The sequence below is a fragment of the uncultured Brevundimonas sp. genome (genome assembly GCF_937870815.1).
Classification (GTDB): domain Bacteria; phylum Pseudomonadota; class Alphaproteobacteria; order Caulobacterales; family Caulobacteraceae; genus Brevundimonas.
In genome coordinates this window covers 25513-51710 of the sequence record NZ_CALMZS010000102.1, presented here as the reverse complement: position 1 = coordinate 51710, position 26198 = coordinate 25513, and the positions used below count along the sequence as shown (strand labels likewise).

Genomic DNA, 26198 nt, shown 5'->3' with positions numbered 1-26198 from the left:
AAGATCGAGGCCCACCTGCGTCAGGTCGAACAGATCAAGTCGGCGATGTAGCCGCCGCCTCCGGGGGGCGTGGAAGGACCGGCGCCGCTCGGGGCGCCGGCCCTTTCGCATGACCGCCCGCCCTCAGCTTGCCGCATCAGGCCGCGCCAATACACAGGATGACAAGGCCCCCGGACGGTTGGCGAGCGCATTTCGGACCTGGTCACGGTTCCGCCCTCCCATCGGGAGAGGGATCGGGGCATGGTCGTCCCGTGACCGACACCCTCTCCCCCAGGACCGCCCGCCGCATCGCCCTGGCCGCCCAGGGGTTCGGGCGCGCGCAGCCGGCCGCACCGGGCCGCAGTCATGTCCGCGACGTCGCCCGGCGGCTCGGCGTGATCCAGATCGACAGCGTCAATGTGGTGACGCGGACCCATTATCTGCCCGCCTTCTCCCGGCTGGGCGACTATCCGCGCGAGGCGCTGGAGGCGGAGGCCTGGGGCGCACGGCGCAGCCTGTTCGAATACTGGGGACACGAGGCGTCGCTGCTGCCACTGGAGACCCAGCCCCTGCTGCGCTGGCGGATGGAGCGGGCGCGCGGCGGGGCCATGTGGACGGGCCTGTCGCGGTTCGGTCGCGAGAAGCGATACTTCATCGACGGCGTCCTGGCCGAGATCGAACGGCGCGGGCCGGTCACCGGCGCGGACTTCGCCGAGGGACCGCGCGGCGCGCCCGGCTGGTGGTCGTGGTCGGACGGCAAGCGGGCGCTGGAGTGGCTGTTCTGGGCCGGACGGATCACCACCAAGACGCGGCGCGGCTTCGAGCGGGTCTATGACCTGACCGAACGGGCCCTGCCCCGCCGCATCGTCGAGACGCCGACGCCCGCAGAGGCCGACGCCCAGCGCGAGCTGGTGCGGATCGCGGCCCGCGCCATGGGCGTGGCGACGGCGGCTGACCTGCGGGACTATTTCCGGCTGCCGCTGGCGGATGCGCGCGACCGGATCGCGGAGCTGGTCGAAGCGGGCGAACTGACGCCCGTTTCGGTGAGGGGCTGGCGACAGCCGGCCTTTCTCGGCGTCGGCGCGCGATCGCCGCGCAAGGCCGCGGGCGCCGCCCCGCTATCGCCGTTCGACAATCTGATCTGGGCCCGCGACCGGACCGAACGGCTGTTCGGGGTCAAGGTGCGGCTGGAGATCTACACCCCGGCCCACAGGCGGACGCACGGCTACTATGTCCTGCCCTTCCTCGAGGACGAGGCGATCACGGCGCGGGTCGATCTGAAGGCCGACCGCAAGGCCGGGCGGCTGCTGGTCCAGGCGGCGTGGCGCGAGCCGGACGCGACGGCGGACACGCCGGAAAGGCTGGCGGCCGAACTGCGGCGGATGGCCGGATGGCTGGGGCTGGATACGGTCGAAGCCGCCGGCCGGGGCGATCTGGCGGAGGCGCTTGAAGGCGCCCTCTAGACGTCGAACCTCACGCCCTGGGCCAGCGGCAGGTCGCGGCTGAAATTCACCGTCTGGGTCTGGCGGCGCATATAGGCCTTCCACGCGTCCGAACCGGATTCGCGGCCGCCGCCGGTGTCCTTCTCGCCGCCGAAGGCTCCGCCGATCTCGGCGCCCGAGGGGCCGATGTTGACGTTGGCGATGCCGCAGTCGGAGCCCCAGGCCGAGAGGAATTGTTCGGCCTCGCGCACACTGTCGGTGAAGACGCAGGACGACAGGCCCTGGGGCACGGCGTTCTGCATGGCCACCGCCGCGTCGAAATCGGACCAGGTCAGGACGTAGAGGATGGGGGCGAAGGTTTCGTGCCGGACCACGGCCGTCTGGGCCGGCATGCGGACGATGGCGGGGCGGACGTAGACGCCGTCCCGGTCCACGCGCTCGCCGCCGACGACCACCTCGCCGCCTTCGTCGGCCGCCCGCCGCAGCGCCGTCTCGAAGGCGCCGAACGCATCCTCGTCGATCAGCGGGCCGACCAGCACGCCGTCCTCGCGGGGATCGCCGATGGGCAGGGTCTCGTAGGCCGCCCCGAGCCGGGCGATCAGGGCGTCGGCGATGCTTTCATGGACCAGCAGGCGGCGCAGGCTGGTGCAGCGCTGGCCGCAGGTCCCCACGGCCGAGAAGGCGATGGCGCGCACGGCCATGTCGAGGTCGGCGCTCGGCGTGACGATCATGGCGTTGTTGCCGCCGAGCTCCAGCAGCGAGCGGCCGAGGCGGGCGGCGACGGTCCGGGCCACCGCCTTGCCCATGCGCGTCGAGCCGGTGGCCGAGACCAGCGGGATGCGGGCGTCGGCGGCGAGCGCGGCGCCGGCCTCGCGGCCGCCGATGACGACCTGCGCCAGGCCCTCGGGCGCATCCCCGAACCGGGCGAGGGCGCGATCCAGAATGGCCTGGGTGGCCAGCGCGCTCAGGAGCGTCTTCTCCGACGGCTTCCAGATCACCGGATCGCCGCAGACGAGGGCGAGGCAGGCGTTCCACGCCCACACCGCGACCGGGAAGTTGAAGGCCGAGATCACCAGCACCGGGCCGAGCGGCTGCCAGGTCTCGCGCATGTGGTGGCCGGGCCGTTCGCTGGGCAGGGTCAGGCCGTACAGCTGGCGGGACAGGCCGACGGCGAAATCGCAGACGTCGATCATCTCCTGCACCTCGCCGAGGCCCTCGGAAACAATCTTGCCGGCCTCGAGCGTGACCAGACGGGCTAGGTCGCTCTTGGAGGCGCGCAGCTCCTCTCCCAGCAGGCGGACCAGTTCGCCGCGGCGGGGCGCGGGCACGCGCTTCCAGCGGTCAAAGGCCGCGGCGGCGCGGGCGACCACGGCCTCGAGGTCGCCGGTCTCCACCACCGCGCCGGCGCTGGAGCCGTCGATCGGCGAGCGGGCCGGCAGGGTTCCGCCCCAGACCGCCTCGCCCACCCCCAGTCGTCGAAGGATGGATTTCGCCTCGCTCGCCGCCGTCATCGTCGCGCTCCTGCCCGGGCAAAGCGCTTAGCCTCGCCGGCGGACGAACGAAAGGGCCGCCCCGGCGCCGCGGCGGCCTTTCGCGCGGAGCGGCCGGCTAGGAGCGGCCGGCTACCAGCGGTAGCCGGCGTGCTGCACCCGATACTGGATGCGCTGCAGACGCCGGTCGAGGTCGCGGTACTCGGCGGCGCTCAGGCCATTGCGGGCGTAGCGATACCGGAGGCGACGGATCTGGTGCAGCTGGCGGGCCAGTTCGCGGGCCTCGAGGGGATGGACGGCGCCGCTCCAAGCCAGTCGGTCGACGTGCTGCGACAGCACCCGGATGCGGTAGTCGAGCTCACGCGGGTCGTAGCCGTAGCCGCGGCCGTAACCATAGCCGTAGGGCTGGCCATGGCCGTAGCCGTACGGCTGGCCGTAGCCCGGCGAGCCGAAGCTGAAGCTGATGCCGAAGTCCTGGGCCAGCGCCGGGGTCGAGACCATGACCGCGGACGCCGCCAGCATGGGAAGCAGGGCCTTCCTGATCATGGCGGTCTTCATCGAGTTTTCCTTTCCTGCCGGGGCCGTCCCCGGACGTGGCGTCAGCAAACCATGCCGCGGGTGACACGATCCTGAGCCCCTTGTTGTCCGGCAGTCAGGAACCGCCCCTGAACCGGGGGGTTGTGTGGCGGAGCCGACAATCAGGAGAAGACCTATGAAAGTTCGTGACGTGATGAGCCGGGACGTGCAGATCGCCCGTCCGGGCGACACCCTGCAGGACGTGGCCTCGCGCATGGCCGGGGGCGACTTCGGCTTCATGCCGGTGGCCGACGGCGACCGGCTGATCGGCACCATCACCGACCGCGACATCGTCGTGCGGGCCGTGGCCGGCGGCGCCGCCTGCACCTCGCCCGTGGTGGAATATATCAGCCGGGACGCCCACACCGCCCATGCCGACGACGACCTGAAGGCCGTGCTGGACGCCATGGCCGGCAAGCAGATCCGCCGCATGCCGGTGCTCGACAAGGACGAGCGCCTGGTCGGCGTGGTGTCGCTGGGCGACCTCTCCACCCGGGTCAAGGAGAAGTATGCGGGCGAGGCCCTGGAAGACATCTCGCGTCCCTGAGGCGCGGGGCGTTAACCCTTTCGCCAAACCACGTGTTCACCCCGCCGGGGCATGCTCGCCGTTCACCACGGGAGACGCCGATGGCGCGTGCGCAGTTCCAGAAGGGCCAGAAGGTCTGGGTCGAGTGTGTCGGCGCATGGGCCCAGATCGAGAAGGTCCAGCCGGTCTGGGCCAAGGGCTTCGAGGAGCCGGTGCGGGTCACCTATGACGTCGGCCTGGGACGGGAGTTCCTCGGCCACGAACTGCTGCTGCCGGCGCAGGACCCGGCCGCCAACGCCGGCGAGAGCTGGCGGCTGATGCGGGCCCGCAACAAGTGGCAGACGGCCGAGGACACGCCGCACCATCCGTTTCCGGGCACCTACCCGGTCGTGGTCACCGACAAGGCCGACTGGGGCGGCTGGCGTGTGCCCGGGGCGGAATACGACCGCGACCCCGAGCAGATCGAATTCCAGGCCCGGCTGATCGCCGCCGCGCCGAAGCTCATGGCCCTGGCCGAGCGCATGGTCGCCGCCGTCGACGAGGCGCCCGAGGACGCCCCGCCCGAAATGCTGGCCATGGCGCGCGACGCGCGCACCGTGCTGAAGTCCGTCACCGACGTGCTGGCCCCGCCCGCGGAAAGCGCCGCAGCCGCGCCCAGCCCGTCCCGCGCGGCCTGAGGGCGGCCCTTTGGTCCAATCGATCCACGGTCGCGGGCAACGAAGCCTCGACAGGAATCCGCGACGCAGCCTAGATTCGGCCATCGTCGCCGAATCGTCCGGGAGAGCGCCTTGCGGGGCAGTGAGCGCCGCATAACCCCGCAAGGACGGCGCGCCCAGGACCGGCGCAAGGGCCCGCCCGCGTGGGTGCGGATCGCCATCCTCGCCGTCACCCTGGCCGTAGCCGCCTATGTGCTTCTGTTCGCTCGCGAAATGGCGCGGCCGGGGCAGGAGGCCGACGCCCTGCGCATGGCGGCGGTGGACCGCGAGGCGCGGCTGCTGGCGCTGGAGACGGAGATCCGCATCGCGCCGGTGGAGACCGCCGTACGCGCCGCCGCGGCGCAGGCCCGGACCCCCGCCGGGACCCTCCGGCAGGCCCGCGCGGCCACGCCGGACGGAGCCTTTGCGGTGATCTCGCCGACCGGGAGCGTGACGGCCGCGGCCGGCGCCTCCCCCGCCGACTTCGCGCCGACGGACGGCAAACCCCTGCTGGCCGCGGACGGCGCGGCCCTGCTGATCTCACGCCCGCTGGCCGACGGCGGCCGGCTGGTCGGCCGCGCGCCCCTGCCCCCGCTCAGGACCACCGACGGGGTCGACCTGTGGTTGCTGTCCGGCCCGCGCACCCTGCTGGCCGGCGGTCCCGGCGACGAAGCGGCGCTGGCGCTGAACGCGTTTCCCGCGGACGGCCGGGGACGCGGGACGACCCTGACCGTCGCGGACGGCGCGGTGCGGCGGACGACGGTGCAGGTCGGGAACACCGGGGTGATCGCCGTCGCCTCGACCCCGGTCAGCGTCGGCGCCGGGGCCCTGCTGGATGACGCATGGGTGCTGACCTCGCCGTTCATCATCGGCGTGCTGGTGCTGCTGCTGGCCAAGCTGCAGGAACGGAAGCAGGCGGGGATCAGCCGCGAATGGGCCGCGTCCGAACGCCGCTTTCGGGGCGCGGTCGAGGCGGCCCGATGCGGCGTCTGGGACTGGGATCTCGGGAGCGGGCAGATCCTGCTGTCCGACTACATGGCCGACCTGATGGGGCTGGAGCGCATCGGCGCGGTCACGGTCGAGGCGTTCATGGAGCGCGTCCACCCGCGCTATCGCGACGCCGTCAACCACGCCCTGCGCCAGGCCGAGACCTTCGGGACCTTCGAGGTCAGCTTCCCGGTGCCCGACGCCCACGGCCGGGCGCGCTGGATCGACGCCCGCGGCCAGGCGCGCGGCGAGCGCGGCGAGGACGGCTTCACCTCCATCCTCGGCATCGCCCTCGACACCACCGAGGCCCGGCGCGCCAAGGCCCAGGCCCAGGCGGCCGAGGGGCGGCTGCGCGACGGCATCGAAAGCGTCTCGGACGCCTTCGTGCTGTTCGACCGCCACGGGCGGCTGATCCTGTCCAACCAGGCCTTCCAGGACGCCTTCAGCTTCGACCCGGACGTGCTGCGCCGGGGCGCCCTCAAGGGGGACCTGAACCGCATCGCCGCCCTCGCCATAAAGTCGGAGCAGCCGGCCGCCGGCGGTCGGGCCGGGGCCCGCGAGGTCGAACTGCACGACGGCCGCTGGCTGCAGCTGGTCGAACGCTTCACCTCGGAGGGCGGGTCGGTGGTCTCGGCGGCGGACATCACCGCGATCAAGCAGAAGGAGGCCGAGCGCCAGCGCGCCAGCGAGCGGCTGCACGCCACCATCGCCGAACTGGAGGACCGCGAGGAGAAGCTGTCCCTGCTGGCCCGCAAATACGAGATCGCCATGACCCGCGCCGAGGCGGCCAACCAGGCCAAGTCGGAGTTCCTCGCCAATATGAGCCACGAGCTGCGGACGCCGCTGAACGCCATCAACGGCTTCTCCGAGATCATGGCGGGAGAGATGTTCGGGCCGCTGGGCGACGCCCGCTACAAGGGCTACGCCTCCGACATCCTGCGCTCGGGCCAGCATCTGCTCAGCCTGATCAACGACATCCTCGACATGGCCAAGATCGAGGCCGGCAAGCTGACCCTGAACTATGAGACGGTGTCGCTGAAGGAGATCGTCGAGGACGCGGCCCGGCTGATGCGCGGCCGGGTCGAGGAGGCGGGGCTGAAGCTGGTGGTCGATACGCCGGACCTGCCGACCATCGAGGCCGATCATCGGGGGCTGAAGCAGGTGCTGATCAACCTGCTCTCGAACGCGGTGAAATTCACCCCGGAAGGCGGCGACATCGTCGTGGCCCTGTCGCGCGAGGACGACGACTGGGTCCGCGTGGCTGTCACCGACACCGGCATCGGCATCGCCGCGGAGGACCTGGGCCGCCTGGCGCGTCCGTTCGAACAGGTCGAGGGCCAGCATTCCAAGACCACCCAGGGCACCGGCCTCGGCCTGGCCCTGACCAAGGCGCTGATCGAGATGCACGGCGGCGCCCTGACGCTGCAAAGCGAGCCCGGGCGCGGCACCACGGTCAGTTTCGACCTGCCCATCCGGCGACCGGCCCAGGCGGCCGGGCCCGAAGCGCGGGCGGCGGCCTGATCCCGGTCAGGACGGAGGGCGGGTCCGGGAGTCGGGGCCCCTGCGCCCGCCCCTGTCGCGCACGCCGGTCCGGCCGCGGCGGCTGAGCATCTCCGAGAAGGCGGCGCGGTCGTCGGGCGCCAGCGTCGCCAGCAACGCCACCGCATCGGCCTCCAGCCGGGCCCGGCCGCGCATCTCGGCGGCCCGGGACTGTTCCAGCAGGGCGGCGACACGGACCGGATCGAAATCGGCGGAGCGCACCAGGGCGGCCGCCTGACGCCGCTTCATCCGGGTCTCCTCGAAATCGGGGCGGGCCGCCCGCGCCGAGGCGCGCAGGGTCTCGCGGACCCGCTCGCGCACCGCCGGATCGAGTCCCTCGACCACGGACATGAAGCCGCGGTCGCGCGGCCGGTGCTGGGCCTCGAGGCGACGCTCGACGTCGGCCCGGCCGACCAGCAGCGTCACGCCGGCGGCCAGGGTGAACAGGTTGAGGGCCACGGAGACGGCGAGCACCAGCTTGAGGGTTCCCGCCTTCACCCGAGCAGCTCCGTGTCGTCGACGCCGAACAGGGAGGCCTGGTACAGCACCGCATCGGCCTCGGCGTCGGCGGCGAGATGGGCGGTCAGCAGCACGCCGGCCGCCACCCCCGCGCAGGTCGCCGCGGCCCAGCCGGCTCCCAGCGCCAGCGTCATGCGGTCGATCCACATCCGCCCGGTCCGTCCGGCCCGGCCGCGGGCCGAGGCGGCGGCGGCCAGCACCCGGTCGCGCAACGCCGGCGACACCCGCGGCGTCGGCGAGCGATACAGCAGGTCGTCGATCGCATCGGCCTCGTCCAGGGCCGGCCGCGCGGTATCGGGATGGGCCGCCGCAAAGGCCTCGGCCGCCGCGCGTTCGTCCTCGGGCCAGCGACGCCGGTCGGCGCCGTAGGCGGCCACGAGGGCGAGGAAGCGTTCCGCCGTCATCACGTTCATGCTCCTTCGGCGCCCGGCCGGTGCGCGGCCAGCGCCTGTCTCAATGTCCGCCGTCCCCGCGACAGCAGGCTTTCCAGGGCCTCGATGCTGATCTCCATCAGCCCTGCGGCCTCGATGTTCGACAATTCCTGATAATGGCACAGCACGATGGCCTCGCGCTGGCGATCGGGCAAGCGGGCCAGGGCGCCGTTGACCGCCGCCCCGACGTCGGCGGCGAGCAGGCCCCGGTCCGGGGCCGGGCCGTCGTCGCGCCGGTCCGGGAGGGCGGCGGTCGGCGTCTCGCGCCGCCGCCGCAGCCGGTCGTAGCACAGGTTCAGCGCCACCCGGTGCAGCCAGGTGTCGAATTTCGCCCTGCCCGAGGCCCAGTGGGGAGCCTGCCGCCAGGCCCGCAGCAGCGCCTCCTGCGCGACATCCTCGGCCTCGGCGGGATCGTCGAGCATGCGCCGGGCGAGCGCCAGCATGCGCGGCAGCTTGCGCGCGACCATGGCCTGGACGGCCGCGGGGTCGCCCTGACCCACGCGGCGCACCAGGTCCTCGTCGGGATCGGCGAAGGTCGCCATCCGGCCTCGTGCGAAGGTTGCTGCAAGGCCGGTGAGGTCGAGGACCGCCGCGCCCGTCATCTGCTTACTCCAAAGCGGGCGCCGGAGGCGACGCCCGAGACGGGCGGCCGGCCGCGCGGCGGTCGGCGCGGGCCGCCCGGCGCTCCGCCGCGGTGACGAAGCCGTCGCCGTCCGTGTCCAGACGCGTGAAGGCGGCCTCGGCCCGGACCTGCGCCTCGGCGATGACGACCGGGCCGCGGCCGGCGAGGCGCTCGAAGCGGGCGTCAAGGCGGGCGCTGCGACCGGCCGGGACGGCGGCCCGCATCTCGTCGCGGGTGACGAGGCCGTCGCCGTCGGCGTCGGCGGCGGCGAGGCGCTGGAGGCGCGCGGCGACGAATTCGGCCCGGCTGAGGCGCGGACCGCCGTCCGCGTCCGTGGGGGCCCCGCCCATGGGCGACGACTGCGCGAGGGCGGCGTGGCCGGCCGCCGCGAAGGTCAGGGCCGCCAGGGCGCCGGCGGCAAGGATCGTTCTCATGCTGATGTCTCCATGGCCGCCCGATGCGGCCGGTCGTCCGTGTCTGGAGACTGAAACGCGGCGGACGTCAGTCTCCGTCGCCGACCGGCGGCAGGGCGGCTTCGAAGGCGGCGCGCGCGGCCTCGCGAGCCCCGGCCAGCCCCGCCTTCAGGGTGGCGAAGCTCTGGAAGCCGACGGCCCTCGCCAACCGCTCGCGGAATCCTTCCGGCTCATGCTCCGGATCGGGGCGGTCGTCGAAGGCGGCGCCCAGAATCTGGCTGAGGGCCTGCTGCAGCCGCCAGGCCTCGGCCAGGGCCGGATCGTCCGACAGGGCCTCGAGGGTGGAGACGGTCAGGGACTCTCCGGCCCGCGCCCGCCGCAGCTGTCGCACCTGGGCGACGAATTCGGCGTCGACCTGGCCCCCGGGCGCGAGCTTGACGTCCCAATAGCCCTGGGGCGGCCGCTGGCGGGCCATCCGGTCGCGCATCCGGCGGGCGTCGGCGGCGAAGCCCACCCCCGGCCGCGGGTGGCGCAGCATGGCTTCGATCGCGTCGGAGACGCGCGCGCCGAAGGCCGGATCGTCGGACCAGACCACGCGGGCGCGGGTCAGGGCCATGAACTCCCAGGTATCGGCCTCGGTCGCATAATAGTCCTCGACCGCCGACAGGCGCAGCGATACGGGCCCCTTGGCCGCGCCGGGCCGCAGCCGCATGTCGACCTCGTACAGGCCGCCCTCGGCCGTGTGCGCCGACAGGGCCGCGATCAGCCGCTGGGTGAAGCGCGAGTAGAAGACCCCCGCCGCCCAGTCCTTGCCGGCCGAGACCGAGTCCTCGGGCGCGTCATAGACGGTCATCAGGTCGAGGTCGGAGGTCGCCGTCATCTCGCGCGAGCCGGCCTTGCCCAGCGCCACCACCGCCACCGCCCCGCCGGGGAGACTCCCGCCCTGGCGCGCCGTCTCGGCCAGGGCGGCGGGCGCGAGGGCGGCGAGGCAGGCGTCCGCGAGCGTGGTGTAGGCGCGTCCCGCCTCCTCCGGTCCGGCCCGGCCGGTCAGGCTCTGGACGCCGATGCGGAACATCTGCTCGCGGTGCACCCGGCGGACCACGTTCATGGCCGTTTCGAAGTCGGCCGCGGCGGCGGCCTCGGCCCACATCTGGGCGACCACGCCGGAGTCCTCCTCGAGGTTCCGGGTGAAGCGGGCGTCCAGCATGCTGTCCAGCGCCGCCGGATAGCGGCCGAGGGCGCGGGCCAGACGGGGCGCGAAGGCCATGACCCCGACGACGAGGTCGAACAGCTTCGGCTGGGCCAGAAACAGCGCCTGCACCTGAACCCCGCCACTCAGGCCGGCGAAGAATACGGCGAACCTCCGGAAGGCGGCGTCGGCCGCGCCGGTGTCCGCCAGCGCGGTCAGCAGGCGCGGCGCGAGCCGGGTGAACAGTTCGCGCCCGCGCGCGGCGCGGGTCGCCAGTATGCGCCCGTGGTGCCAACCGCGGATCGTCTCGGCGATCATGGCGGGGTCGGAAAACCCCATCCGCGCCAGGGTGTCGAGGGTTTCGGGATCGTTCTCGACCCCGGTGAAGACCAGCGACCCATAGGGGGACGACAGCGCCTCCTCGCCCTCGAACAGTTCGCCGTAGCGGCGGTTGACCCCGACCAGCAGGGCCTCGACACGGGCGTCGAAGGCGGCCAGGTCGCCCTCGCCGGCCAGGGCGGCGACCCGCGCCCGGGCGTCCGGGTCGACCGGGAGACTGTGGGTCTGTTCGTCGTCCAGCATCTGCACCCGATGCTCGAGCCCGCGCAGGTCGACATAGGCCGCGGTCAGCTGGGCGCAGGCGTCCGGGGCGATGTGGCCGGCGTCGCGCAGGGCCGCAAGGGCCTCGACGGTCCGCGGCGCGCGCAGGGCCGGATCGCGGCCGCCGAGGATCAGCTGCTGGGTCTGGGCGAAGAATTCGATCTCGCGAATGCCGCCCCGGCCCAGCTTCAGATTGGCCCCCGCCGCCTCCAGGCCGTCGCCGGTCTTGTGGACATGAATCTGCCGCTTGATCGACTGGATGTCGAGGATGGCCGGATAGTCGAGGCTGCGCCGCCAGATGAACGGCCGCAGGGCCTTCAGGAAGCCGCCGCCCGCGTCGGAATCGCCGAGCACCGGCCGGGCCTTGATGAAGGCGGCCCTTTCCCAGTTCTGGCCGACGCTCTCGTAATAGGCCAGCGCCGTCGGCGCGGCGACCACGGGCGGCGTCGACGACGGGTCCGGCCGCAGGCGAAGGTCGACCCGGAAGACATAGCCGTCGCCGGTCCGCTCCTGCATCAGCGAGACCAGCGCCTGGGCCAGCCGGTCGACGAAGCGCTGCGCCTCCACCCCGCCGGCCAGGACCGGGATCAGGGCTTCGGGCTCCCAGAACAGGCTGATGTCGATGTCGGAGGAATAGTTGAGTTCGAAGGCGCCGTGCTTGCCCATGGCGAGGCCGAACAGGCCGGGGACCGGGCCGCGCGGGTCGTCGGCGGCGCTGACCAGCCGGCCCCGTTCGCGCTGGTCGTGGGCGACCGCCCGCAGCGCGGCCCTGACCGAGGCGTCGGCGAAACGGCTGAGCGCGTCGGTGACCTGATCCAGCCCCCATACGCCGCCGAGGTCGGCGAGCGCGGTCAGCAGGTGAAGCTCGCCCTTGAGCCGGCGCAGCGGGGCGCGCAGGTCGTCGGCGCCGCCGCCGAGGGCCTCGGTCGCGGCGACCACGGCCGCCAGCCGGGAGTCGGGTTCGTCCGTCAGCACGGCCGCCAGCCGGTCGGGCCAGCGGCGGGCGAGGCCGAACAGATAGGGCGAGGCGGCGAACACCGGCGCCAGCGCCGGCCAGGCCTTGTCGAGAGCCGGGCTCCAGCCGCCCCCGGACGCGGCCTCGCCGAGCTGGTCGCGCGCGCGCGCGGCGGCCCCGGCCTCGACGACCGGGCCGCAGGGTCGCAGCCGCGAGGCCAGCGGCCCGCTCACGTCGCCTCCGCCGGCGGGAGCACCAGGGCGACGCGCAGACCGGGGCCGAAACCGCCGTATGCGCCGGGCCCTTCGTCGAGCCACACCCGGCCGCCGTGAGCCTCCAGCACGGCGCCGACCAGGGACAGGCCGAGGCCCGATCCCGGCTCGGAGCGGCTGTTGTCGAGCCGGACGAAGCGCTGCAGGACCCGCTCGCGGTCGGCCTCGGGCACGCCCGGCCCGGTGTCGGTGACCGAGAATTCGATCTCGCCGGAGCTGCGCCGCCGCGCCCTCAGCATCACCGCGCCGCCGGCCGGAGTGTATTTGACGGCGTTGTCGATGACGTTGGCGAGAGCCTGGGCGAGGAAGGGCCGGTTGGCCCGGATCATCAGTCCACGCTCGATCTCGGTCGAGAACTCCAGCCCCTTGTCCTCGCCGGCCGGGGCGTAGAGCTCGGCCATGTCGGCGGCGAGGTCGGCGGCGTCGAACAGCCGCGGGTCGGGGGTGCGGCCGGCCGCCGCCTGGAGCCGGGCGATGGCCAGCACGGTGTTGAAGGTCCTGAGCAGGTTGTCGGCCTCGTCGAGCGCCAGCTGGAGGGCTTCGACGCCGTTGATGGCCCCCGCCTCCGCGTCGATCAGCGACACCTCCAGCTTGGCCCGCATCCGGGTCAGGGGCGAGCGCAGGTCGTGGGCGATGGCGTCGCCGGCGTGCCGGGTCGAGGCCATCGAGGCCTCAAGCCGGTCGAGCATGGTGTTCAGGCCGGAACCCAGCTCGTCGAGCTCATCCCCCGAATTGCGAACCGGAAAGCGCGCCTTCAGATCGCCGTCGCGCACCGCGTTGACGACCTTGTTGAGGCGGCCCATGGACCGTTCGAGATTTCGGCTCACCAGCACGCCGCCGGCGAGGCCGAGCAGCAGCACGATGCCCATGGCGCCCCACAGCGCCTGCGTCAGGCGGGCGAGATAGGCCTCGGTGTCGCTGAGGGACTTGCCGACGAACAGGGTCTCGCCGCCGGACAGGCGCGTCTGCACGCCCCGCACCCGCGGCCGCGTCACCCGGCCGTCGGGGTCGGTCTCGGTGAACGGGAAGGTGATCCACTGCGACGGCCCCTTCAGCTCGGCGATCGGCTGGACGCTGATCGAGCCGGTGATGACCCGGTCCCGGGAATCGGTCAGCAGGTACAGATAGGCGCTGTCGCGCAGGGTCCGGTCGATGAGGGCCATATTCAGGGCGTCGACCCCGCGGGCCTCGTAGATGCCGGTCAGCACCTCGGTCTCGGCCCGCACGTCGCGTTCGGCCTTGACGCGCGCTTCGGACGCCGAGGCGATATAGACATAGGCGAGAATGGCGCTGGCGGCCGCCACGAACAGGGCGAGGAACAGCAGCGTCAACCGGAAGGGCGTGCGGCGAAGGAGGGAGGGAAGTCGCATCGGAGGCGTCAGGCCTCCAGCCGGTACCCCGCCCCGCGGACCGTCTGCAGCATGGCGTGGTCGAAGCCCTTGTCGATCTTGGCGCGCAGGCGGCTGATGTGAACGTCGATGACATTGGTCTGGGGGTCGAAATGATACTCCCAGACCTTTTCGAGCAGCATGGTCCGGGTCACCGACTGGCCGGCGTGGCGCATCAGGAATTCGAGCAGCTGGAATTCGCGGGGCTGCAGATCGATCTCCTGGCCGGCGCGATGCACGGTGCGGGCGATCAGGTTCATCTCGAGGTCGCCGACCTTGAGCAGGGTGGCGACGCCGCCGGTCTCGCGCCGGCGGGCCAGGGCCTCGACGCGGGCGATCAGTTCGGAAAAGGCGTAGGGTTTGATCAGATAGTCGTCGGCCCCGGCCTTCAGCCCCGCGACGCGGTCGTCGACCTCGCCCAGGGCCGACAGGAACAGCACCGGCGTCTGGTCGCCGTCGTTGCGCAGGGTCTCGACCATGCCGAGGCCGTCGAGGCGGGGCATCATGCGGTCGACGACATAGACGTCGTAGCCGCCCCCGCGGGCCTGGAGCAGGCCGAAGGCGCCGTCGACGGCGTGGGTCGGCTCGTGGCCGGCCTCGGTCAGGCCCCGGACCATGGCGGTCGCCGCCTCGGCGTCGTCCTCGACCACCAGAATGCGCATGGAATCAGCCCCTGGATGCGAAATCGCCGCCGATGGTAGCGCATCGGCGGCGATCCGGGCAGTGAAGGCTTGTTCAGGATGGAGACGCTCACTCCGTGTCGGCGAACTCGAGCAGCACCGGCACCCGCACCGAGCCGCCCGCCTCGATCAGGAACAGCACCACCCCCGGGCGTCCGGCCGCCCGCACGGAGCGGATGACCGAGCGGAGCTCCTCGGGAGAGGTCACGGGCTGCCTGTCGGCGTGGGTGATCAACATGCCCGGGCCGAGGCGGAGCCGGGCCGCCGGGGTGCCGCGCGCCACGCCGGTGACGACCACGCCGGCGGCGCCGGACGGGAAGCGGTAGCGCTGGCGCAGGGCGGGCGTCAGCGGCGAGACGCTGATGCCCTCGATCGCCGCGCCCCCGACATCCGCGCCGGGGCCTTCGGACGGGGCCGCGCCCTCGCCGCCGAGCAGTCCCTGGCGCAGTTCGTCCTCGGATGGACGGACGCCGGCCCGGACGTTGGCGGTGACGCGCCGGCCGCCCCGGTTGATGTCGAGACGAATGGCCGAGCCGGGCGCGACCGCGCCGACGACCCGGGTCGCCTCGGTGCTGTCCTCGACCGGCTCGCCGTTGACGGCGGTGATCACATCGCCGATCTCGACGCCGCCGCGATCGGCGGGCCCGCCGGGGGTGACCTCGGTCACCAGGGCGCCCTCGGTGTCGCGCGGCAGGCCGTAGGCCTCCCACATGGCGGCGCGCGGCGTGGTCAAGGTCAGGCCGACATAGCCGCGCTCGATCTTGCCGTCCCGGATCAGCCGGTCGGTGATCGGCTTGGCGACGGACGCGGGAATGGCGAAGCCGATGCCGACCGACCCTCCCGTCTGGGTGTAGATCGCCGAATTGACGCCGATCACCCGGCCGTAGATGTCGAAGGTCGGGCCTCCCGAATTGCCCGTGTTGATCGCCGCGTCGATCTGCAGGAAGTCGACGTAGCCGGCGCTCGACTCCGGGTCGATGTTCTGCCGGCCGAGGCCGGAGACGATGCCCGCCGTGGCCGTGCCGCCCAGGCCGAAGGGATTGCCGACCGCGATGACCCAGTCGCCCACGCGCGGCTGGGCCTGTTCCTCGAAGCGCACGAAGGGGAAGTCCGAGCCCTCGACCTTGATCACCGCCAGATCGGTGGCCGGATCGCGCCCCACGACCTCGGCCGTGAGTTCGCGTTCGTCGGCGAGAACGACGGTGATCTCGACGGCGTCGGCGACGACGTGGTTGTTGGTGACGATGTAGCCGTCGCGCGAAATGAAGAAGCCCGACCCGGCGCCGCGGGCGGTGCGGCCGTCCTCCTCCTCCCCGGCGCCCGGCTCCCCTTCCGGAAGGGGAATGGCGAACGGCAGCCCCGGAACGCGCAGGGCCGAAGGGGCGCTGACCCGCGATTCGACGTTGATCTGCACCACCGCCGGGGCGACCTGCTGGAAGATGTCGGCGAAGCTGAGGGGCGCGCCCTGCGGCGGGGCGAAGAGGCCGGCGGGACCGGCGTTCGGGGTCAGGCGTCCGGTGGCTCCGGCGACCGGGCCCGCCGCGGCGGTCGGCCAGTCGATGACGCCGCCGGCGGTGGCGCCGGCCGCGAGAACCAGGCCGAACGTGGCCCCCAGCATGAATTCCTTACGCTTCATCATCGGGTTTCGTACGATCCTCTCCTCGGGCGCGGACGCCCGTTCAGTCCGCCAGTCGGTCAGTCCGTCAATATAGGGCGGCGATTCCCGAGGCCAACGCCGAAGGCCGCGGATGGGTCCGCCCGCGCTCAGTCGTCAGACGCCATTGCGTCAGCATCGGGGCGAAGACCGGCCTCGGCGACGATATCGGCCAGCCGCGCCTCTTCCTCGGCGGTGAGCGGGGCCGCCTCGGGCCGCCGGCCGCGTGAACGCAGCAGCAGCAGGGCGAGGACGGCCGCCATCAGGGCGGCCGGGCCGAACCACAGCAGCCAGGTGGCCAACCGCAGCGGCGGCCGGAACAGCACGAAGTCGCCGTAGCGGCGCACCAGATCCCGCTTGATCTCGGCGTCCGACCGGCCGGCGGCGACCTGTTCGCGGACCAGCTGGCGCATGTCGGCGGCGATGACCGCGGGGCTGTCGGCGATGGCCTCGTGCTGGCAGACCACGCAGCGGACGCCGTCGAACAGCGCCTGGGCGCGGGCCTCCTGCGCGGCGTCGGGCAGCGGACGGTCGGGCGCCGGCGGCGGCTCCTGGGAGGCCACCGGCGCGGCGACCAGGCCGGCGGCCGCGGCCACGACCAGAAGGAGCCGTCTCATGGGGCCGCCTTTCGTCCGCCGACGCCGAGCCGCAGCCGGCGGTCGGTCAGCGACAGCAGGCCGCCGAGCGCCATCAGGGCCGGGCCGAGAAAGATCAGCCGCGCCCACGGGTTCCACCACAGGCGCACGTTCCACGCCGGCCCGCCCTGCGCCGTCTGGCCGCGGTCGCCGAGGACCACATAGACATCGTCAAGGCCGCGGAAGTCGAGCCCGACCTCGGTGGTGGTCTGGCCGCCGGCGGGGTAGAAGCGGCGTTCGGCGTGAATCCGTCGCGGGGCCGCGCCCGAGCGGAGGCTCACGGTCAGGCGGCCCCGCTCGGCCAGGTAGTTGGGGCCTTCGACCACCCGCACCTCATCGAGCCGCACCGCCCAGGGGCCGGCTTCGATCACCTGGCCGATCGCGATCGGACGGGCCGCCTCGATGCGGTAGGCGGTCTCGACCACGGCCCCGAGCACGAAGACGCCGAGCCCGGCATGCGCCAGGGTCATGCCCCAGGCGCCGGGCGGCAGCGCCCGCGCCCGCCGGAGGCTTTCCGCCGGCGAAGCGCGGAACAGGCGGATGCGCCCGGCGGTCTCGGCCAGGGCGCCGAGGATCAGCCAGGCCCCGAGCCCGACCCCGGCGGCCGACAGGGCCCGGCGCGGCTCGAACACGGCGAAGGCGGCCATCGCCGGCAGCAGCGCCAGCCCGGCCGCGACCGCCAGCCGCTGCAGCACGCCCGGCAGATCGCCGCGCTTCCACGCCAGCAGGGGACCGGCCGGCAGGATCACGAAGGCGACCGCCATCAGCGGCACGAAGGTCATGGCGAAATAAGGCGGACCGACCGAAATGGTCGAACCGCTGGCCGCTTCCAGGATGAGCGGATAGAGGGTGCCGAGCAGGACGGTGGCGCAGGCGGCGGTCAGGAACAGGTTGTTGAGCACCAGCGCCCCCTCGCGGCTGACCGGGGCGAACATGCCGCCGCCCTTCAGCCGCGGCGCGCGCCAGGCGAACAGGCCGAACGCCAGTCCCCCGGTCAGCCCGAGGATGGCCAGCAGCATCAGGCCCCGTTCCGGGTCGACGGCGAAGGCGTGGACGCTGGTCAGCACCCCGGAGCGGACGAGAAAGGCGCCCAGCATCGACAGGGTGAAGGCCAGCAGGGCGAGGAAGGTGGTCCAGCCCGCCAGCGCGCCGCGCCGCTCGGTGACCACGGCCGAGTGGAGCAGGGCCGCCCCCGCCAGCCACGGCATGAAGCTGGCGTTCTCGACCGGATCCCAGAACCACCAGCCGCCCCAGCCGAGTTCGTAATAGGCCCAGAACGCCCCGAGGGTGATGCCGACGGTCAGCAGGGCCCAGCTGGCCAGCGCCCATGGCCGGACCCAGCGCCCCCAGGCCGGCCAGAAGGCCGAATTGGCGCGCCCCTCGACCAGGGCCGCGACGGCCAGCGAGAAGCAGACCGAAAAGCCGACATAGCCAGCGTAGAGGAAGGGCGGATGGAGGGCGAGCGCCGGGTCCTGCAGCAGCGGGTTCAGCGAGGCGCCCTGGAACGGGGCGGGGTCCAGGCGCTCGAACGGGTTGGAGGTGAAGACGGCGAAGGCCAGGAACAGCAGGCCGAGGAAGCCTTGGGCCGCCACGGCCGAGGTCTTGAGGCCGAAGGGCAGGTCGCGGGCCCGGGCCAGGGCCGCCCCGAAGCCGGTCAGCACCAGGCACCACAGCACCAGCGAGCCCTCGTGGCTGCCCCAGGCCCCGGCCACCTTGTAGAGCATCGGCTTGTCGGTGTGGCTGTTGGCGGCGACGTTGGCGACCGAGAAGTCGGAGGTGGCGAAGGCCTGGACCAGGACGGCGAAGGCGACGGCCACGGCCAGGGCCGAGGCCAGGGCCGCGCCGGCGGCCGCACCGGCCAGCACCGGGCTGCGGCGCAGGCGCCCGCCCACGGCGAGCGCGGTCTGCAGGGCCGCCAGCCCGAGCGCGAGGACGAGGGCGAAGGCGCCCGTTTCAACGATCACGGCGTGGCCGCGGCGCTGTCGGCCGGACGCCACTCGCCCTTGGCCTTCAGGCTGTCGGCGACTTCGCGCGGCATATAGGTCTCGTCGTGTTTGGCCAGGACCTGGGTGGCGCGGAAGCTGCGGTCGGGCAGGAAGGCGCCCTGGGCCACCACCCCCTGCCCCTCGGCGAACAGGTCGGGCAGGTCGCCGCGATAGACGACGCGGGTGGTGGCGACGTTGTCGGTGACCGCGAAGGCGACCTGGCCCGCCCCGTCGCGGACCACGCTGCCGGTTTCGACCAGGCCGCCGAGCCGCACCACGCGACCGGCGGGGGCGTTCTCGCGGGTCGCCTCGGAGGGCGAGAAGAAGAAGGTGACGCTGCCGCGCATCGCGTAGAGGGACAGGGCCACGGCCAGGGCCAGCACGGGGGCCACGGCGATGAAGACCCACAGGCGCCGGCGGGCCTTGGGCGATTTCGGCAGCCAGCTCATCCAGCGCCTCCGGCCGGCGGCAGGCGCGACATCAGCTCGGCGCGGCGCGGATCGCCCGGCGCGAGGGCGGCGATCAGGGGCGTCCACAGTTCGCGCGCCGCGGCCGTGTCGCCCCGGGCCAGCGCCGCCTCGCCGAGGAAGTAGCGGGCGCCCAGCTGATCCGGGTCGTGCTCCAGGGCCCGACGGAAGGCGGCCTCGGCGTCACCGTCGACCTTGCCGCCGTTGGCGCGCACCAGGCTTTCGCCCAGACGCGCCCAGCTTTGCGCATCGTCGGGCCGCAGCGCGATCGCCCGGCGGAACGCCGATGCGGCGGCCAGCGGGTCGCCGGCCTCGAAGCGGGCCGCGCCCAGCATGGTCAGGGCCTGGTGATCGTTCGGCCGCTGCTCGACGATCCGGGCCACCACCGCGGCGACCTGCGGCGGCTGCAGGGTGTCGAGGCGGGTCATCCACTCGTCGACGCGCCGTTCAAAGCCCTGGTCGGGCAGGCCGGGCGCGCCGACCAGCATGTACAGTCCCGCCGTTCCGGCGGCGGCGGCGACCAGGCCGCCGAGCACCCAGTGGCGGTCCCCGGGCCCGGCCGCGACCGGAGCCGCGACGCGCCGCGACGAGAGGATGCGCCGCCCCGCCTCGGCCCGGGCGGCGACCCAGCCGGCCTCGTCCAGCAGACCGCGCGCCTTCAGCCGGTCGAGCTCCGCCAGTTCCGCCGAGGCCGCGGCGGGCGTCACCAGATCGCCCGCGGCCACGCCGCGACGCGCGCCGGCGAGCACCAGCAGGCCCGCCGCCGCGGCCATCACGGCCGACATGATCCAGAACATCGTCATAGTCGCGGTGCTCTAGCCGATCAGGCGGCCCGAGACGAGGGTTTCGTCGGCTTGCGGACCGCTCCGGCCACTGCGGCCCGGCGACGCACCGTGCGGGCGGCGACGCGGGCGTCGATCAGATCCAGACAGCGCGCGGCCAGCTCGACCAGGCGCAGCGCATTGACCTCGTCCTCGGCCTCGCCGTCATTGACCGCGAGCAGCGCCTGGTCGGCGTAGTCGGTCAGGCGGGCGGTCAGGGACTCCACCAGCTTGCTGCGGTCGGACTCGGCCCCGAAGATCGAGGCCGGGCCGCGCACCGCGCCGACCAGCTTGAGCAGGTTCCCGACCGCCTGCACCGTTTCCCCCTGGACCGGGACGGTGAGTTGCGGCGCCTTGCGGGTCATGCGGCCGGCGAGCCGCACCCGCTCCAGCGGCAGGGCCCGGTCGACGGCGCGATCGGCGGCGCGCAGGAAGGCGGAGAGCTGGCCGGCGATGCTGACGCGCGCGTCGCGCACCGACTTGCCCCAGACGCTGAGCGGATTGAGGGTCAGGGTCACGTCGAGTTCGTTGAGGACGTTGGCGCACCACGTCAGGTCGGCGATGACCGGATCGACACTGGCCAGATCCGAACCGGGCCGGAACGCTCCGATGCGCGCGACGCGGGCGTCGACGCCGTCGATCAGCCGCTCGACGAAGCCGGCCAGTTCGGACGCGCTCAGAAAGCCCTCCCGGCCCGAGGCGCAGGAGCATTGGGTGATGATGCGCAGGATCAGCACGGCGTCGTCCAGATGCGAGAACAGCATCTCGAGCACGCGCCGGGCTCCATCGGCGTGGATGGCCGCGCAATCCTTGATGAGCAGGCGCAATTCGGCGACCTGGTCGCCGTCGGGTCGCTTGAGCCAGACCTCTATGGAGGGCAGGCCGCGCCGGGCCAGATGCGCCAGGTCAAGACAGGCCGCCAGATCGTTCAGGCCGCGCTCGCGGCGGTGCGGCTCGAGATCGGCCGGCCAGACCTGCTCCGGGCGGTCGCGCACGGCGGCGGCGGCGGCCAGGCAGATGCGGTCGGACACGGCCGCGGCGTCCGGACCGGCCCTGTCGAGCCGCGGAAGCAGGCCGGGCTCGCGCGCCGATCCGGCCTTCCACAGCCGGGGCAGGACGGCCGGCGGGAAGGTGATCGCCTCGATGCCGTCGGGGCGCGGCCGGAACATCGGCAGCAGGGGGGCGAGGACCAGCCGGCGGCGGGTCCGGTCGCGCACCTCTTCCGCGAGCATGGCCCCGAGCTCGAGCGCCCGCTCGCCCGGCAGGGCGCCGGCCACCGATGACAGCTTCGCCAGCGTGGCGTCGGGCGCCTGCTCGATCAGAGTCGCCAGCGCGACGCGGTGGGCGACGGACAGCCCCGACATCCAGACCCCTCTCGACCGGTCGATGGCCCGGCCGGCGCCATGCTGCGTCCCCAAGGTTAACATCCGCTATCCGCGAGGGGGCTCAGACTTCGGCGGCGGGGAGCTCCAGCACGACCTTGAGGCCGCCGAATTCGCTGTCGGAGAGGGAGACCCGGCCGCCATAGGCGCGGGTCAGCTCAACCACGATCGACAGGCCGAGCCCTGATCCGGGCGTGGTCTCGTCCATGCGCGAGCCGCGCTTCAGCGCCGCCTCGCGCTGGTCCTCGGGCAGGCCCGGCCCGTCGTCCTCGACCACCACGACCATCTGGCCCAGGCCGGTGGCGCCGCCCGAGACCCGGACCCGGCGCCGGGCCCATTTGCAGGCGTTCTCCATCAGGTTGCCGAGCAGCTCCTGCAGGTCCTGGCGCTCGCCGCGGAAGGCCAGACCCTCCGGGACGCGCCAGTCGATGACCACCCCCTTGTCCTCGAACACCCGCTCCAGCATCACCGCCAGCTCGTCCAGAACCGGCTCGATCGGGGTCACCTCGCCCAGCATCTGGGCGCGGGCGGCGGCGCGGGCGCGGCGCAGATGGTGGTCGACCTGGGCCTTCATCACCTCGGTCTGACGGCGCACGATGTCCGGCAGGGGGCCCTGCTGCGACCCCGCCTCGGCCAGCATCACCGAGAGCGGCGTCTTCAGCGCATGGGCGAGGTTGCCGACATGGGTCCGCTGGCGCTCCACGGTCTCCTGATTGTGGTCGAGCAGACGGTTCACCTGTTCCGCCAGCGGCTGGATCTCGAGCGGATAGCTGCGCGCGATGCGGGCCGCCCGGCCCTTGCGGACATCGGCGATCTCGTTCCTGAGCGCATAGAGCGGACGCAGGCCGATCCGCACCTGCAGGAAGACGGCGATGACCAGGCCGAGGCCGAGCACCAGCAGCGCCGTCCAGGTGAAGGTGGCGAACTGGCGCGTATCGTTGTCGATGCTGGTGCGGTCGATGCCGGCCAGGAAGACCACCGGCCGGGTCCGGCCCGGCAGTTGCTTCATGCTGGCGGCCACGCGCAGGGGCGCGCCGAGGGGCCCTTTGCCGCCGCCGCGCAGGCCGTCGGGATCGTTGTAGCTGATCGTCGCGCCGCGGGCGGCGGCGAGACGGCCGGGCAGGTCGGCGGGGATGGTCAGACTCTCCCCGGCCAGCGACGGCGAGCGCACCAGGATGCGCAGCCGGCCGTCGGCCCCGGGTTCGGCGACGGCCCAGTATTTCCCGGACAGGGGCCGCAGGGTGCGGTCGTCCCTGACCTCGCCGACCGTCAGCGACTCGTCGGCCGCCGCATTGGTCGCCACGACCACCTCGTCGATGGTGTCGGCGAGGGCGTTGCCGAGCCGGCGCAGGGCGGATTCCTGATACTGGTTGGTCAGCGCCCAGCCGGTCAGGACCAGGGCGAGGACGATCCAGGCGGAGGCGAGCCAGATCAACCGCCGGGTCAGGCTCCGGCCGGGGCGGCCGAACCAGCGCCCCCAGCCGGACGGCGCGTCCGCGGCGCCGGCGTCGACAGGGCCCCCCGAGCCGTCGGTCACGTCGCCGGACTCTCCCCGGGCAGGGCGGTCAGCCGGTAGCCGAGGCCGCGCACCGTCTCGATCCGGTCCGGACCGATCTTCTTGCGCAGACGGCCGACGAACACCTCGATGGTGTTGGAGTCGCGGTCGAAGTCCTGGTCGTAGAGGTGCTCGACCAGCTCGGTCCGGCTGATCACCCGTCCCTGGTGCATCATCAGATAGTGCAGCAGGCGGTATTCGAGCGAGGTCAGCCGCAGGGGCTCGCCGTCGACGCTGGCCCGGGCCGCCCGGGGGTCCAGACGCAGACCGCCGCACGACAGGGTCGACGAGGCGATGCCGGCCGAACGCCGCAACAGGGCCCGCAACCGGGCCAGCAGCTCCTCGGTGTGGAAGGGCTTGGTCAGATAGTCGTCGGCGCCCGCGTCGAAGCCCGAGACCTTGTCCGACCAGGCGCCGCGCGCGGTCAGGATCAGCACCGGCGTGGTCTTGCCCTCGCGCCGCCAGCGCTCGAGCACCGAAACCCCGTCGATCTTGGGCAGGCCGAGATCCAGCACGATGACGTCATAGGGCTCGGTGTCGCCGAGGAAATGGGCCTCCTCGCCGTCGCCGGCGTGATCCACCGCATAGCCGGCGTCCGACAGGGCGCCCTTCAGCTGGCGCGACAGATCGGCGTCGTCCTCGACGAGCAGTACGCGCATTCAGCGTTCTCCGATCAGCCGGCCGCTGCGGCCGTCCACCATGATGTCGGCGATGCGACCGCCCGGATACTCCCAGCGGACCACGATCGTGTCGCCGCGGTCGCTTGCGCCGAGAAAGCGGCCCGACCGTCCCGCGGAGGCGCGCTGGACCGCGGCGCCCATGCTGACGCGCGGGGCCGGAGGCGCCTGGTCCCGGAGGGCCCGGCCGCGCCCGCCGCGCTCCTGCCAGCCGTCCCCGCGCGGGTCCTGCCGCGCCTCGGCGCGGCCGTCGGCATCCTGCGCCGCGGCCGGCAGGGGCGCGGCGGCGAGCAGGACGGCGAGGATGTAGACGGGCATCCGGGTCATGGGCGGCGGTCTAGACCCCAGGCTCTGAACGTCGGCTGAACGGCGCATCCGGACATGTTTCACCCGTCGCCGCCCCCGCGAACGCGTTGAACGCCGCGGGAGAGCCGCACCAATGCGTCGTCATCGACATGAACGCAAGCTGACACAGGCCATTCAGGCATGGCTCAGTTCGACAATGGTGTTGTCGGCCCCAGCGCGGCCGGCCCGGCCTGCGTAACGAAGGACGAGACCGATGATGAAGAGAGCCCTCATCCCCGTGCTGGCCATCGCCGCGGCCTCCGTCGCGGTTCCCGCCGCCACCCAGGATCACGGCCGCTACGACCGACACGACCGGTATGAACGCCATGACCACGATGACCGGGACGAGCGCTACGAGCGCCGCGACCGGGACCGCCACGAACGCCCTGACCGCGACCGTTACGAACGCGGCGACCACTATCAGAATCATGGCCGCTGGCGGTCGATCAGCCAGCGCAAACACCAGCTGGACCGGCGCATCGACGTCGGCCTTCGCAACGGCTCGCTGAGCCGCCGCGAAGCGCTTCGGCTGCACGCGCAGCTGGACAGCCTGGTCCGCCTCGAGCGCAGCTATATGCGCGGCGGCCTGACCCGCTGGGAGCGCCAGGACCTCGACCGCCGCTACGACCGTCTGGCGGTTCAGATCCGCGTCGAGCGCCGTGACCGCGACCATCGTCGCTGGTAGGGCCGGCCCTTCCCCCCCGGAAGGCTCCGGGGCGTCGTCCGCGAGGCGGCGCCCCCTTTGCTATGGCGTCAGGCGCAGACGGCTCTCGATGACGGTCACGGCCCGGCCGCGCAGCAGCACCCGGTCGCCGCGCGTCTCCGTCTCGATGTCCCCGCCGCGGCCCGGGAAGACCTGCCGGAAGCGCACGCCGGAACGCCCCAGACGGTCCGCGTACAGCGGCCCGAGGATGCAGTGGGCCGAGCCGGTGGCCGGATCCTCGTCGACGCCGCAGCCCGGCGCGAAGAAGCGGTCGATCACATCGACGGCGTCGCCGGCGTCCGCGTCGGCGCAGACGATCACCTCGCCCGGTTCGGCCGCCTCGCCCTGCAGCGCCGACAGGGCTCCGATGTCCGGGCGCAGGGCGCGCACGGCGTCGGCGTCGGCGAGCACGGCGACCAGATAGCGCGCCGCCCAGACCTCGACCGGCTCGGCGCCGAGGGCCTCGGCCAGTCCGGCGACGGGGCCTGTGCGTCGCGGCATGTCGGCCGGAAAGTCCATCTCATAGCCTTCACCGGCGCGGCGCACGGTCAGCGGGCCGGAGCGGCTGTCGAAGGTCAGGGGCCCGGCGCCGGCGCCGAGCTCGGTGATCAGCACATGGGCCGAGCCGAGGGTGGCGTGGCCGCACAGGTCGACCTCCCGCCCCGGCGTGAACCAGCGCAGGCCGAACCGGGCCGGATCGTGGGTGCGCAGCAGAAAGGCGGTCTCGGCCTGATTGTTCTCCTTCGCCAGCGCCTGCATCCAGCCGTCGTCCGGCCAGCGATCGAACGGCTCGACCACGCAGGCGGGATTGCCCCGGAACGGGGCGGAGGCGAAGGCGTCGACGGTCCACTGGCGCATGGCTTCGCTGTTACGCCAGCGCCGCCGATCGCGCTATATCCAGCCTATGGCCGACCTGCGCACCACCCTGACCGAGTCCGAACTCCGCATCGCGTGGCGCTGGATCGCCGAGGAAAGCTATTGGGGCAAGGGGATCTCGTGGCCGGTGTTCGAGCGCGCCTGTCGGGGCTCGATCTGTTTCGGCCTGTTCGAGGAGGACCGCCTCATCGCGTTTTCCCGCGTGGTCACGGATCAGGCCACCTTCGCCTGGCTGTGCGACGTCTTTGTCGCCCCCGAAGCGCGCAGCCGGAGTCTGGGCAAGACCATGATCCAGGGCGTGCTGGCGGAGCCACGCTTGCGGGACCTGCGCCGCTGGGGGCTGGCGACGGCGGACGCCCATGGGCTCTACGCCCAATACGGCTTCGAGCCGGCCGATCCGCTGCGGCATATGGAGAAGGTCGACCGGGACATCTATCCGAGACTGGCGGGCGCAATCACCTGAAGCTCCGGCCACCGCGCCAGCGCCCGCTCGACGACGCGCGGCCAGTCTTTCGCCAGGACGCGGTTCGGATTGGGTCGCAGGGCCAGGGCGAACACGTCCTCCAGCCCCAGCTGGTGTCCGGATCGAAATAGCCGACATCATAGTCCCGGACCCCATAGTCCGCCGGCCGCCCGGTCAGGGCGTTCCAGACGCTTTGATAGACCGCGCCCGAGAATAGGCGTCAGTCCTGCAGGCCCTGATCCCGGACCCCTTTCAGAACGTGCATCAGGCCGGGGTCGGCCCGGACGATATCGACAAGGCGCGCGTTCAGATCGGTCATGGCCTACGGTCCT

25 protein-coding genes and 1 pseudogene are annotated in these 26198 nt (G+C 72.9%); 6 read left to right on the top strand and 20 right to left on the bottom strand.

Annotation, left to right across the window (positions count from 1 at the left end; translation table 11 throughout):
• The first annotated feature begins 251 nt into the window (after positions 1–251).
• Positions 252–1442: a winged helix-turn-helix domain-containing protein gene (locus tag Q0588_RS06575; RefSeq protein WP_298744841.1), complete on the top strand. Its 1191-nt coding sequence runs from the start codon at positions 252–254 to the stop codon at positions 1440–1442.
• On the opposite strand, the gene Q0588_RS06570 is transcribed toward Q0588_RS06575, so the two are convergent.
• Positions 1439–2932, bottom strand: a complete 1494-nt coding sequence (locus Q0588_RS06570; protein ID WP_298744839.1) for an aldehyde dehydrogenase family protein — start codon at positions 2930–2932, stop codon at positions 1439–1441. The genes Q0588_RS06575 and Q0588_RS06570 overlap by 4 nt on opposite strands.
• Before the next feature lie 111 nt (positions 2933–3043).
• Positions 3044–3469, bottom strand: a complete 426-nt coding sequence (locus Q0588_RS06565; protein WP_298744838.1) for a hypothetical protein — start codon at positions 3467–3469, stop codon at positions 3044–3046.
• Between the two features lie 154 nt (positions 3470–3623).
• Here Q0588_RS06565 and Q0588_RS06560 point away from each other — a divergent pair, with 154 nt between their 5' ends.
• The 3 genes from Q0588_RS06560 (at position 3624) to Q0588_RS06550 (ending at position 7216) form a co-directional block, all read left to right on the top strand.
• The gene (locus Q0588_RS06560; RefSeq protein WP_298744836.1) at positions 3624–4034 is read left to right on the top strand and encodes a CBS domain-containing protein; all 411 of its coding nucleotides are present in this window, start codon (positions 3624–3626) and stop codon (positions 4032–4034) included.
• 80 nt (positions 4035–4114) lie between these two features.
• Positions 4115–4690: a hypothetical protein gene (locus Q0588_RS06555; RefSeq protein ID WP_298744834.1), complete on the top strand. Its 576-nt coding sequence runs from the start codon at positions 4115–4117 to the stop codon at positions 4688–4690.
• A gap of 111 nt (positions 4691–4801) precedes the next feature.
• Positions 4802–7216 (top strand): ATP-binding protein, encoded by a 2415-nt coding sequence (locus Q0588_RS06550; RefSeq protein WP_298744832.1) that lies wholly within the window; start codon positions 4802–4804, stop codon positions 7214–7216.
• Between the two features lie 6 nt (positions 7217–7222).
• Here the strand turns inward: Q0588_RS06550 and Q0588_RS06545 are convergent, their stop codons facing one another.
• The 16 genes from Q0588_RS06545 to Q0588_RS06470 form a co-directional block, all read right to left on the bottom strand.
• Positions 7223–7732, bottom strand: a complete 510-nt coding sequence (locus tag Q0588_RS06545) for a periplasmic heavy metal sensor (protein WP_298744830.1) — start codon at positions 7730–7732, stop codon at positions 7223–7225.
• A complete protein-coding gene (locus Q0588_RS06540) occupies positions 7729–8157 on the bottom strand; it encodes a hypothetical protein (RefSeq protein WP_298744855.1) in 429 nt (142 codons plus the stop codon). Before Q0588_RS06540 ends, Q0588_RS06545 begins: the two co-directional genes overlap by 4 nt.
• Before the next feature lie 5 nt (positions 8158–8162).
• Positions 8163–8726, bottom strand: a complete 564-nt coding sequence (locus Q0588_RS06535) for an RNA polymerase sigma factor (protein WP_298744854.1) — start codon at positions 8724–8726, stop codon at positions 8163–8165.
• Between the two features lie 64 nt (positions 8727–8790).
• Entirely contained in the window at positions 8791–9240 is a 450-nt protein-coding gene (locus Q0588_RS06530) for a hypothetical protein (protein WP_298744828.1), read from the bottom strand.
• A gap of 67 nt (positions 9241–9307) precedes the next feature.
• Entirely contained in the window at positions 9308–12196 is a 2889-nt protein-coding gene (locus Q0588_RS06525; protein ID WP_298744826.1) for a bifunctional [glutamine synthetase] adenylyltransferase/[glutamine synthetase]-adenylyl-L-tyrosine phosphorylase, read from the bottom strand.
• On the bottom strand, positions 12193–13605 hold the full coding sequence (locus Q0588_RS06520; protein WP_298744824.1) for a HAMP domain-containing sensor histidine kinase: 1413 nt from the start codon (positions 13603–13605) through the stop codon (positions 12193–12195). Before Q0588_RS06520 ends, Q0588_RS06525 begins: the two co-directional genes overlap by 4 nt.
• Before the next feature lie 8 nt (positions 13606–13613).
• Positions 13614–14285, bottom strand: a complete 672-nt coding sequence (locus Q0588_RS06515) for a response regulator transcription factor (RefSeq protein ID WP_298744822.1) — start codon at positions 14283–14285, stop codon at positions 13614–13616.
• An 88-nt stretch (positions 14286–14373) separates the two neighbouring features.
• Complete coding sequence (locus Q0588_RS06510) at positions 14374–15942, bottom strand: trypsin-like peptidase domain-containing protein (RefSeq protein ID WP_298744820.1); 1569 nt, start codon at positions 15940–15942, stop codon at positions 14374–14376.
• A gap of 125 nt (positions 15943–16067) precedes the next feature.
• Positions 16068–16574 carry a cytochrome c-type biogenesis protein gene (locus Q0588_RS06505; RefSeq protein WP_298744818.1) on the bottom strand — a complete coding sequence of 169 codons (507 nt, stop codon included), beginning with the start codon at positions 16572–16574 and terminating at the stop codon, positions 16068–16070.
• A complete protein-coding gene (locus tag Q0588_RS06500; protein ID WP_298744816.1) occupies positions 16571–18556 on the bottom strand; it encodes a heme lyase CcmF/NrfE family subunit in 1986 nt (661 codons plus the stop codon). The genes Q0588_RS06505 and Q0588_RS06500 overlap by 4 nt, the downstream gene beginning before the upstream one ends.
• The gene (gene ccmE / locus Q0588_RS06495) at positions 18553–19026 is read right to left on the bottom strand and encodes a cytochrome c maturation protein CcmE (protein WP_298744814.1); all 474 of its coding nucleotides are present in this window, start codon (positions 19024–19026) and stop codon (positions 18553–18555) included. Before ccmE ends, Q0588_RS06500 begins: the two co-directional genes overlap by 4 nt.
• Positions 19023–19847, bottom strand: coding sequence for a c-type cytochrome biogenesis protein CcmI (ccmI, locus tag Q0588_RS06490; protein WP_298744812.1), 825 nt, complete (start codon positions 19845–19847; stop codon positions 19023–19025). The genes ccmE and ccmI overlap by 4 nt, the downstream gene beginning before the upstream one ends.
• Positions 19848–19867: 20 nt before the next feature.
• The gene (locus Q0588_RS06485) at positions 19868–21229 is read right to left on the bottom strand and encodes a hypothetical protein (protein WP_298744810.1); all 1362 of its coding nucleotides are present in this window, start codon (positions 21227–21229) and stop codon (positions 19868–19870) included.
• An 82-nt stretch (positions 21230–21311) separates the two neighbouring features.
• Positions 21312–22784: a sensor histidine kinase gene (locus Q0588_RS06480; RefSeq protein ID WP_298744808.1), complete on the bottom strand. Its 1473-nt coding sequence runs from the start codon at positions 22782–22784 to the stop codon at positions 21312–21314.
• The gene (locus Q0588_RS06475; RefSeq protein ID WP_298744806.1) at positions 22781–23461 is read right to left on the bottom strand and encodes a response regulator transcription factor; all 681 of its coding nucleotides are present in this window, start codon (positions 23459–23461) and stop codon (positions 22781–22783) included. Before Q0588_RS06475 ends, Q0588_RS06480 begins: the two co-directional genes overlap by 4 nt.
• Complete coding sequence (locus Q0588_RS06470) at positions 23462–23806, bottom strand: hypothetical protein (RefSeq protein WP_298744804.1); 345 nt, start codon at positions 23804–23806, stop codon at positions 23462–23464.
• Positions 23807–24038: 232 nt separating this feature from the next.
• Between Q0588_RS06470 and Q0588_RS06465 the strand changes: the two genes are divergently transcribed.
• Positions 24039–24509: a hypothetical protein gene (locus Q0588_RS06465; protein ID WP_366872689.1), complete on the top strand. Its 471-nt coding sequence runs from the start codon at positions 24039–24041 to the stop codon at positions 24507–24509.
• Positions 24510–24569: 60 nt separating this feature from the next.
• On the opposite strand, the gene Q0588_RS06460 is transcribed toward Q0588_RS06465, so the two are convergent.
• On the bottom strand, positions 24570–25385 hold the full coding sequence (locus Q0588_RS06460) for a PhzF family phenazine biosynthesis protein (RefSeq protein WP_298744803.1): 816 nt from the start codon (positions 25383–25385) through the stop codon (positions 24570–24572).
• On the opposite strand from Q0588_RS06460, the gene Q0588_RS06455 reads away from it, so the two are divergent.
• Complete coding sequence (locus Q0588_RS06455; protein ID WP_298744801.1) at positions 25384–25866, top strand: GNAT family N-acetyltransferase; 483 nt, start codon at positions 25384–25386, stop codon at positions 25864–25866. The genes Q0588_RS06460 and Q0588_RS06455 overlap by 2 nt on opposite strands.
• Here Q0588_RS06455 and Q0588_RS06450 read toward each other — a convergent pair.
• Positions 25836–26185, bottom strand: a pseudogene (locus Q0588_RS06450) (nucleotidyltransferase family protein). The gene Q0588_RS06455 and the pseudogene Q0588_RS06450 sit on opposite strands and share 31 nt — an antisense overlap.
• Positions 26186–26198 lie beyond the last annotated feature (13 nt).

What these genes read in the sequence shown, in the direction of transcription:
- Q0588_RS06570 (WP_298744839.1), bottom strand. Translation starts at nt 2,932, where the DNA reads ATGACGGCGGCGAGCGAGGCGAAATCCATCCTTCGACGACTGGGGGTG.
- Q0588_RS06565 (WP_298744838.1), bottom strand. Translation starts at nt 3,469, where the DNA reads ATGAAGACCGCCATGATCAGGAAGGCCCTGCTTCCCATGCTGGCGGCG.
- Q0588_RS06560 (WP_298744836.1), top strand. Translation starts at nt 3,624, where the DNA reads ATGAAAGTTCGTGACGTGATGAGCCGGGACGTGCAGATCGCCCGTCCG.
- Q0588_RS06555 (WP_298744834.1), top strand. Translation starts at nt 4,115, where the DNA reads ATGGCGCGTGCGCAGTTCCAGAAGGGCCAGAAGGTCTGGGTCGAGTGT.
- Q0588_RS06540 (WP_298744855.1), bottom strand. Translation starts at nt 8,157, where the DNA reads ATGACGGCGGAACGCTTCCTCGCCCTCGTGGCCGCCTACGGCGCCGAC.
- Q0588_RS06535 (WP_298744854.1), bottom strand. Translation starts at nt 8,726, where the DNA reads ATGGCGACCTTCGCCGATCCCGACGAGGACCTGGTGCGCCGCGTGGGT.
- Q0588_RS06530 (WP_298744828.1), bottom strand. Translation starts at nt 9,240, where the DNA reads ATGAGAACGATCCTTGCCGCCGGCGCCCTGGCGGCCCTGACCTTCGCG.
- Q0588_RS06520 (WP_298744824.1), bottom strand. Translation starts at nt 13,605, where the DNA reads ATGCGACTTCCCTCCCTCCTTCGCCGCACGCCCTTCCGGTTGACGCTG.
- Q0588_RS06515 (WP_298744822.1), bottom strand. Translation starts at nt 14,285, where the DNA reads ATGCGCATTCTGGTGGTCGAGGACGACGCCGAGGCGGCGACCGCCATG.
- Q0588_RS06510 (WP_298744820.1), bottom strand. Translation starts at nt 15,942, where the DNA reads ATGATGAAGCGTAAGGAATTCATGCTGGGGGCCACGTTCGGCCTGGTT.
- Q0588_RS06505 (WP_298744818.1), bottom strand. Translation starts at nt 16,574, where the DNA reads ATGAGACGGCTCCTTCTGGTCGTGGCCGCGGCCGCCGGCCTGGTCGCC.
- ccmE (WP_298744814.1), bottom strand. Translation starts at nt 19,026, where the DNA reads ATGAGCTGGCTGCCGAAATCGCCCAAGGCCCGCCGGCGCCTGTGGGTC.
- ccmI (WP_298744812.1), bottom strand. Translation starts at nt 19,847, where the DNA reads ATGACGATGTTCTGGATCATGTCGGCCGTGATGGCCGCGGCGGCGGGC.
- Q0588_RS06485 (WP_298744810.1), bottom strand. Translation starts at nt 21,229, where the DNA reads ATGTCGGGGCTGTCCGTCGCCCACCGCGTCGCGCTGGCGACTCTGATC.
- Q0588_RS06475 (WP_298744806.1), bottom strand. Translation starts at nt 23,461, where the DNA reads ATGCGCGTACTGCTCGTCGAGGACGACGCCGATCTGTCGCGCCAGCTG.
- Q0588_RS06470 (WP_298744804.1), bottom strand. Translation starts at nt 23,806, where the DNA reads ATGACCCGGATGCCCGTCTACATCCTCGCCGTCCTGCTCGCCGCCGCG.
- Q0588_RS06465 (WP_366872689.1), top strand. Translation starts at nt 24,039, where the DNA reads ATGATGAAGAGAGCCCTCATCCCCGTGCTGGCCATCGCCGCGGCCTCC.
- Q0588_RS06455 (WP_298744801.1), top strand. Translation starts at nt 25,384, where the DNA reads ATGGCTTCGCTGTTACGCCAGCGCCGCCGATCGCGCTATATCCAGCCT.
- Q0588_RS06460 (WP_298744803.1), bottom strand. Translation starts at nt 25,385, where the DNA reads ATGCGCCAGTGGACCGTCGACGCCTTCGCCTCCGCCCCGTTCCGGGGC.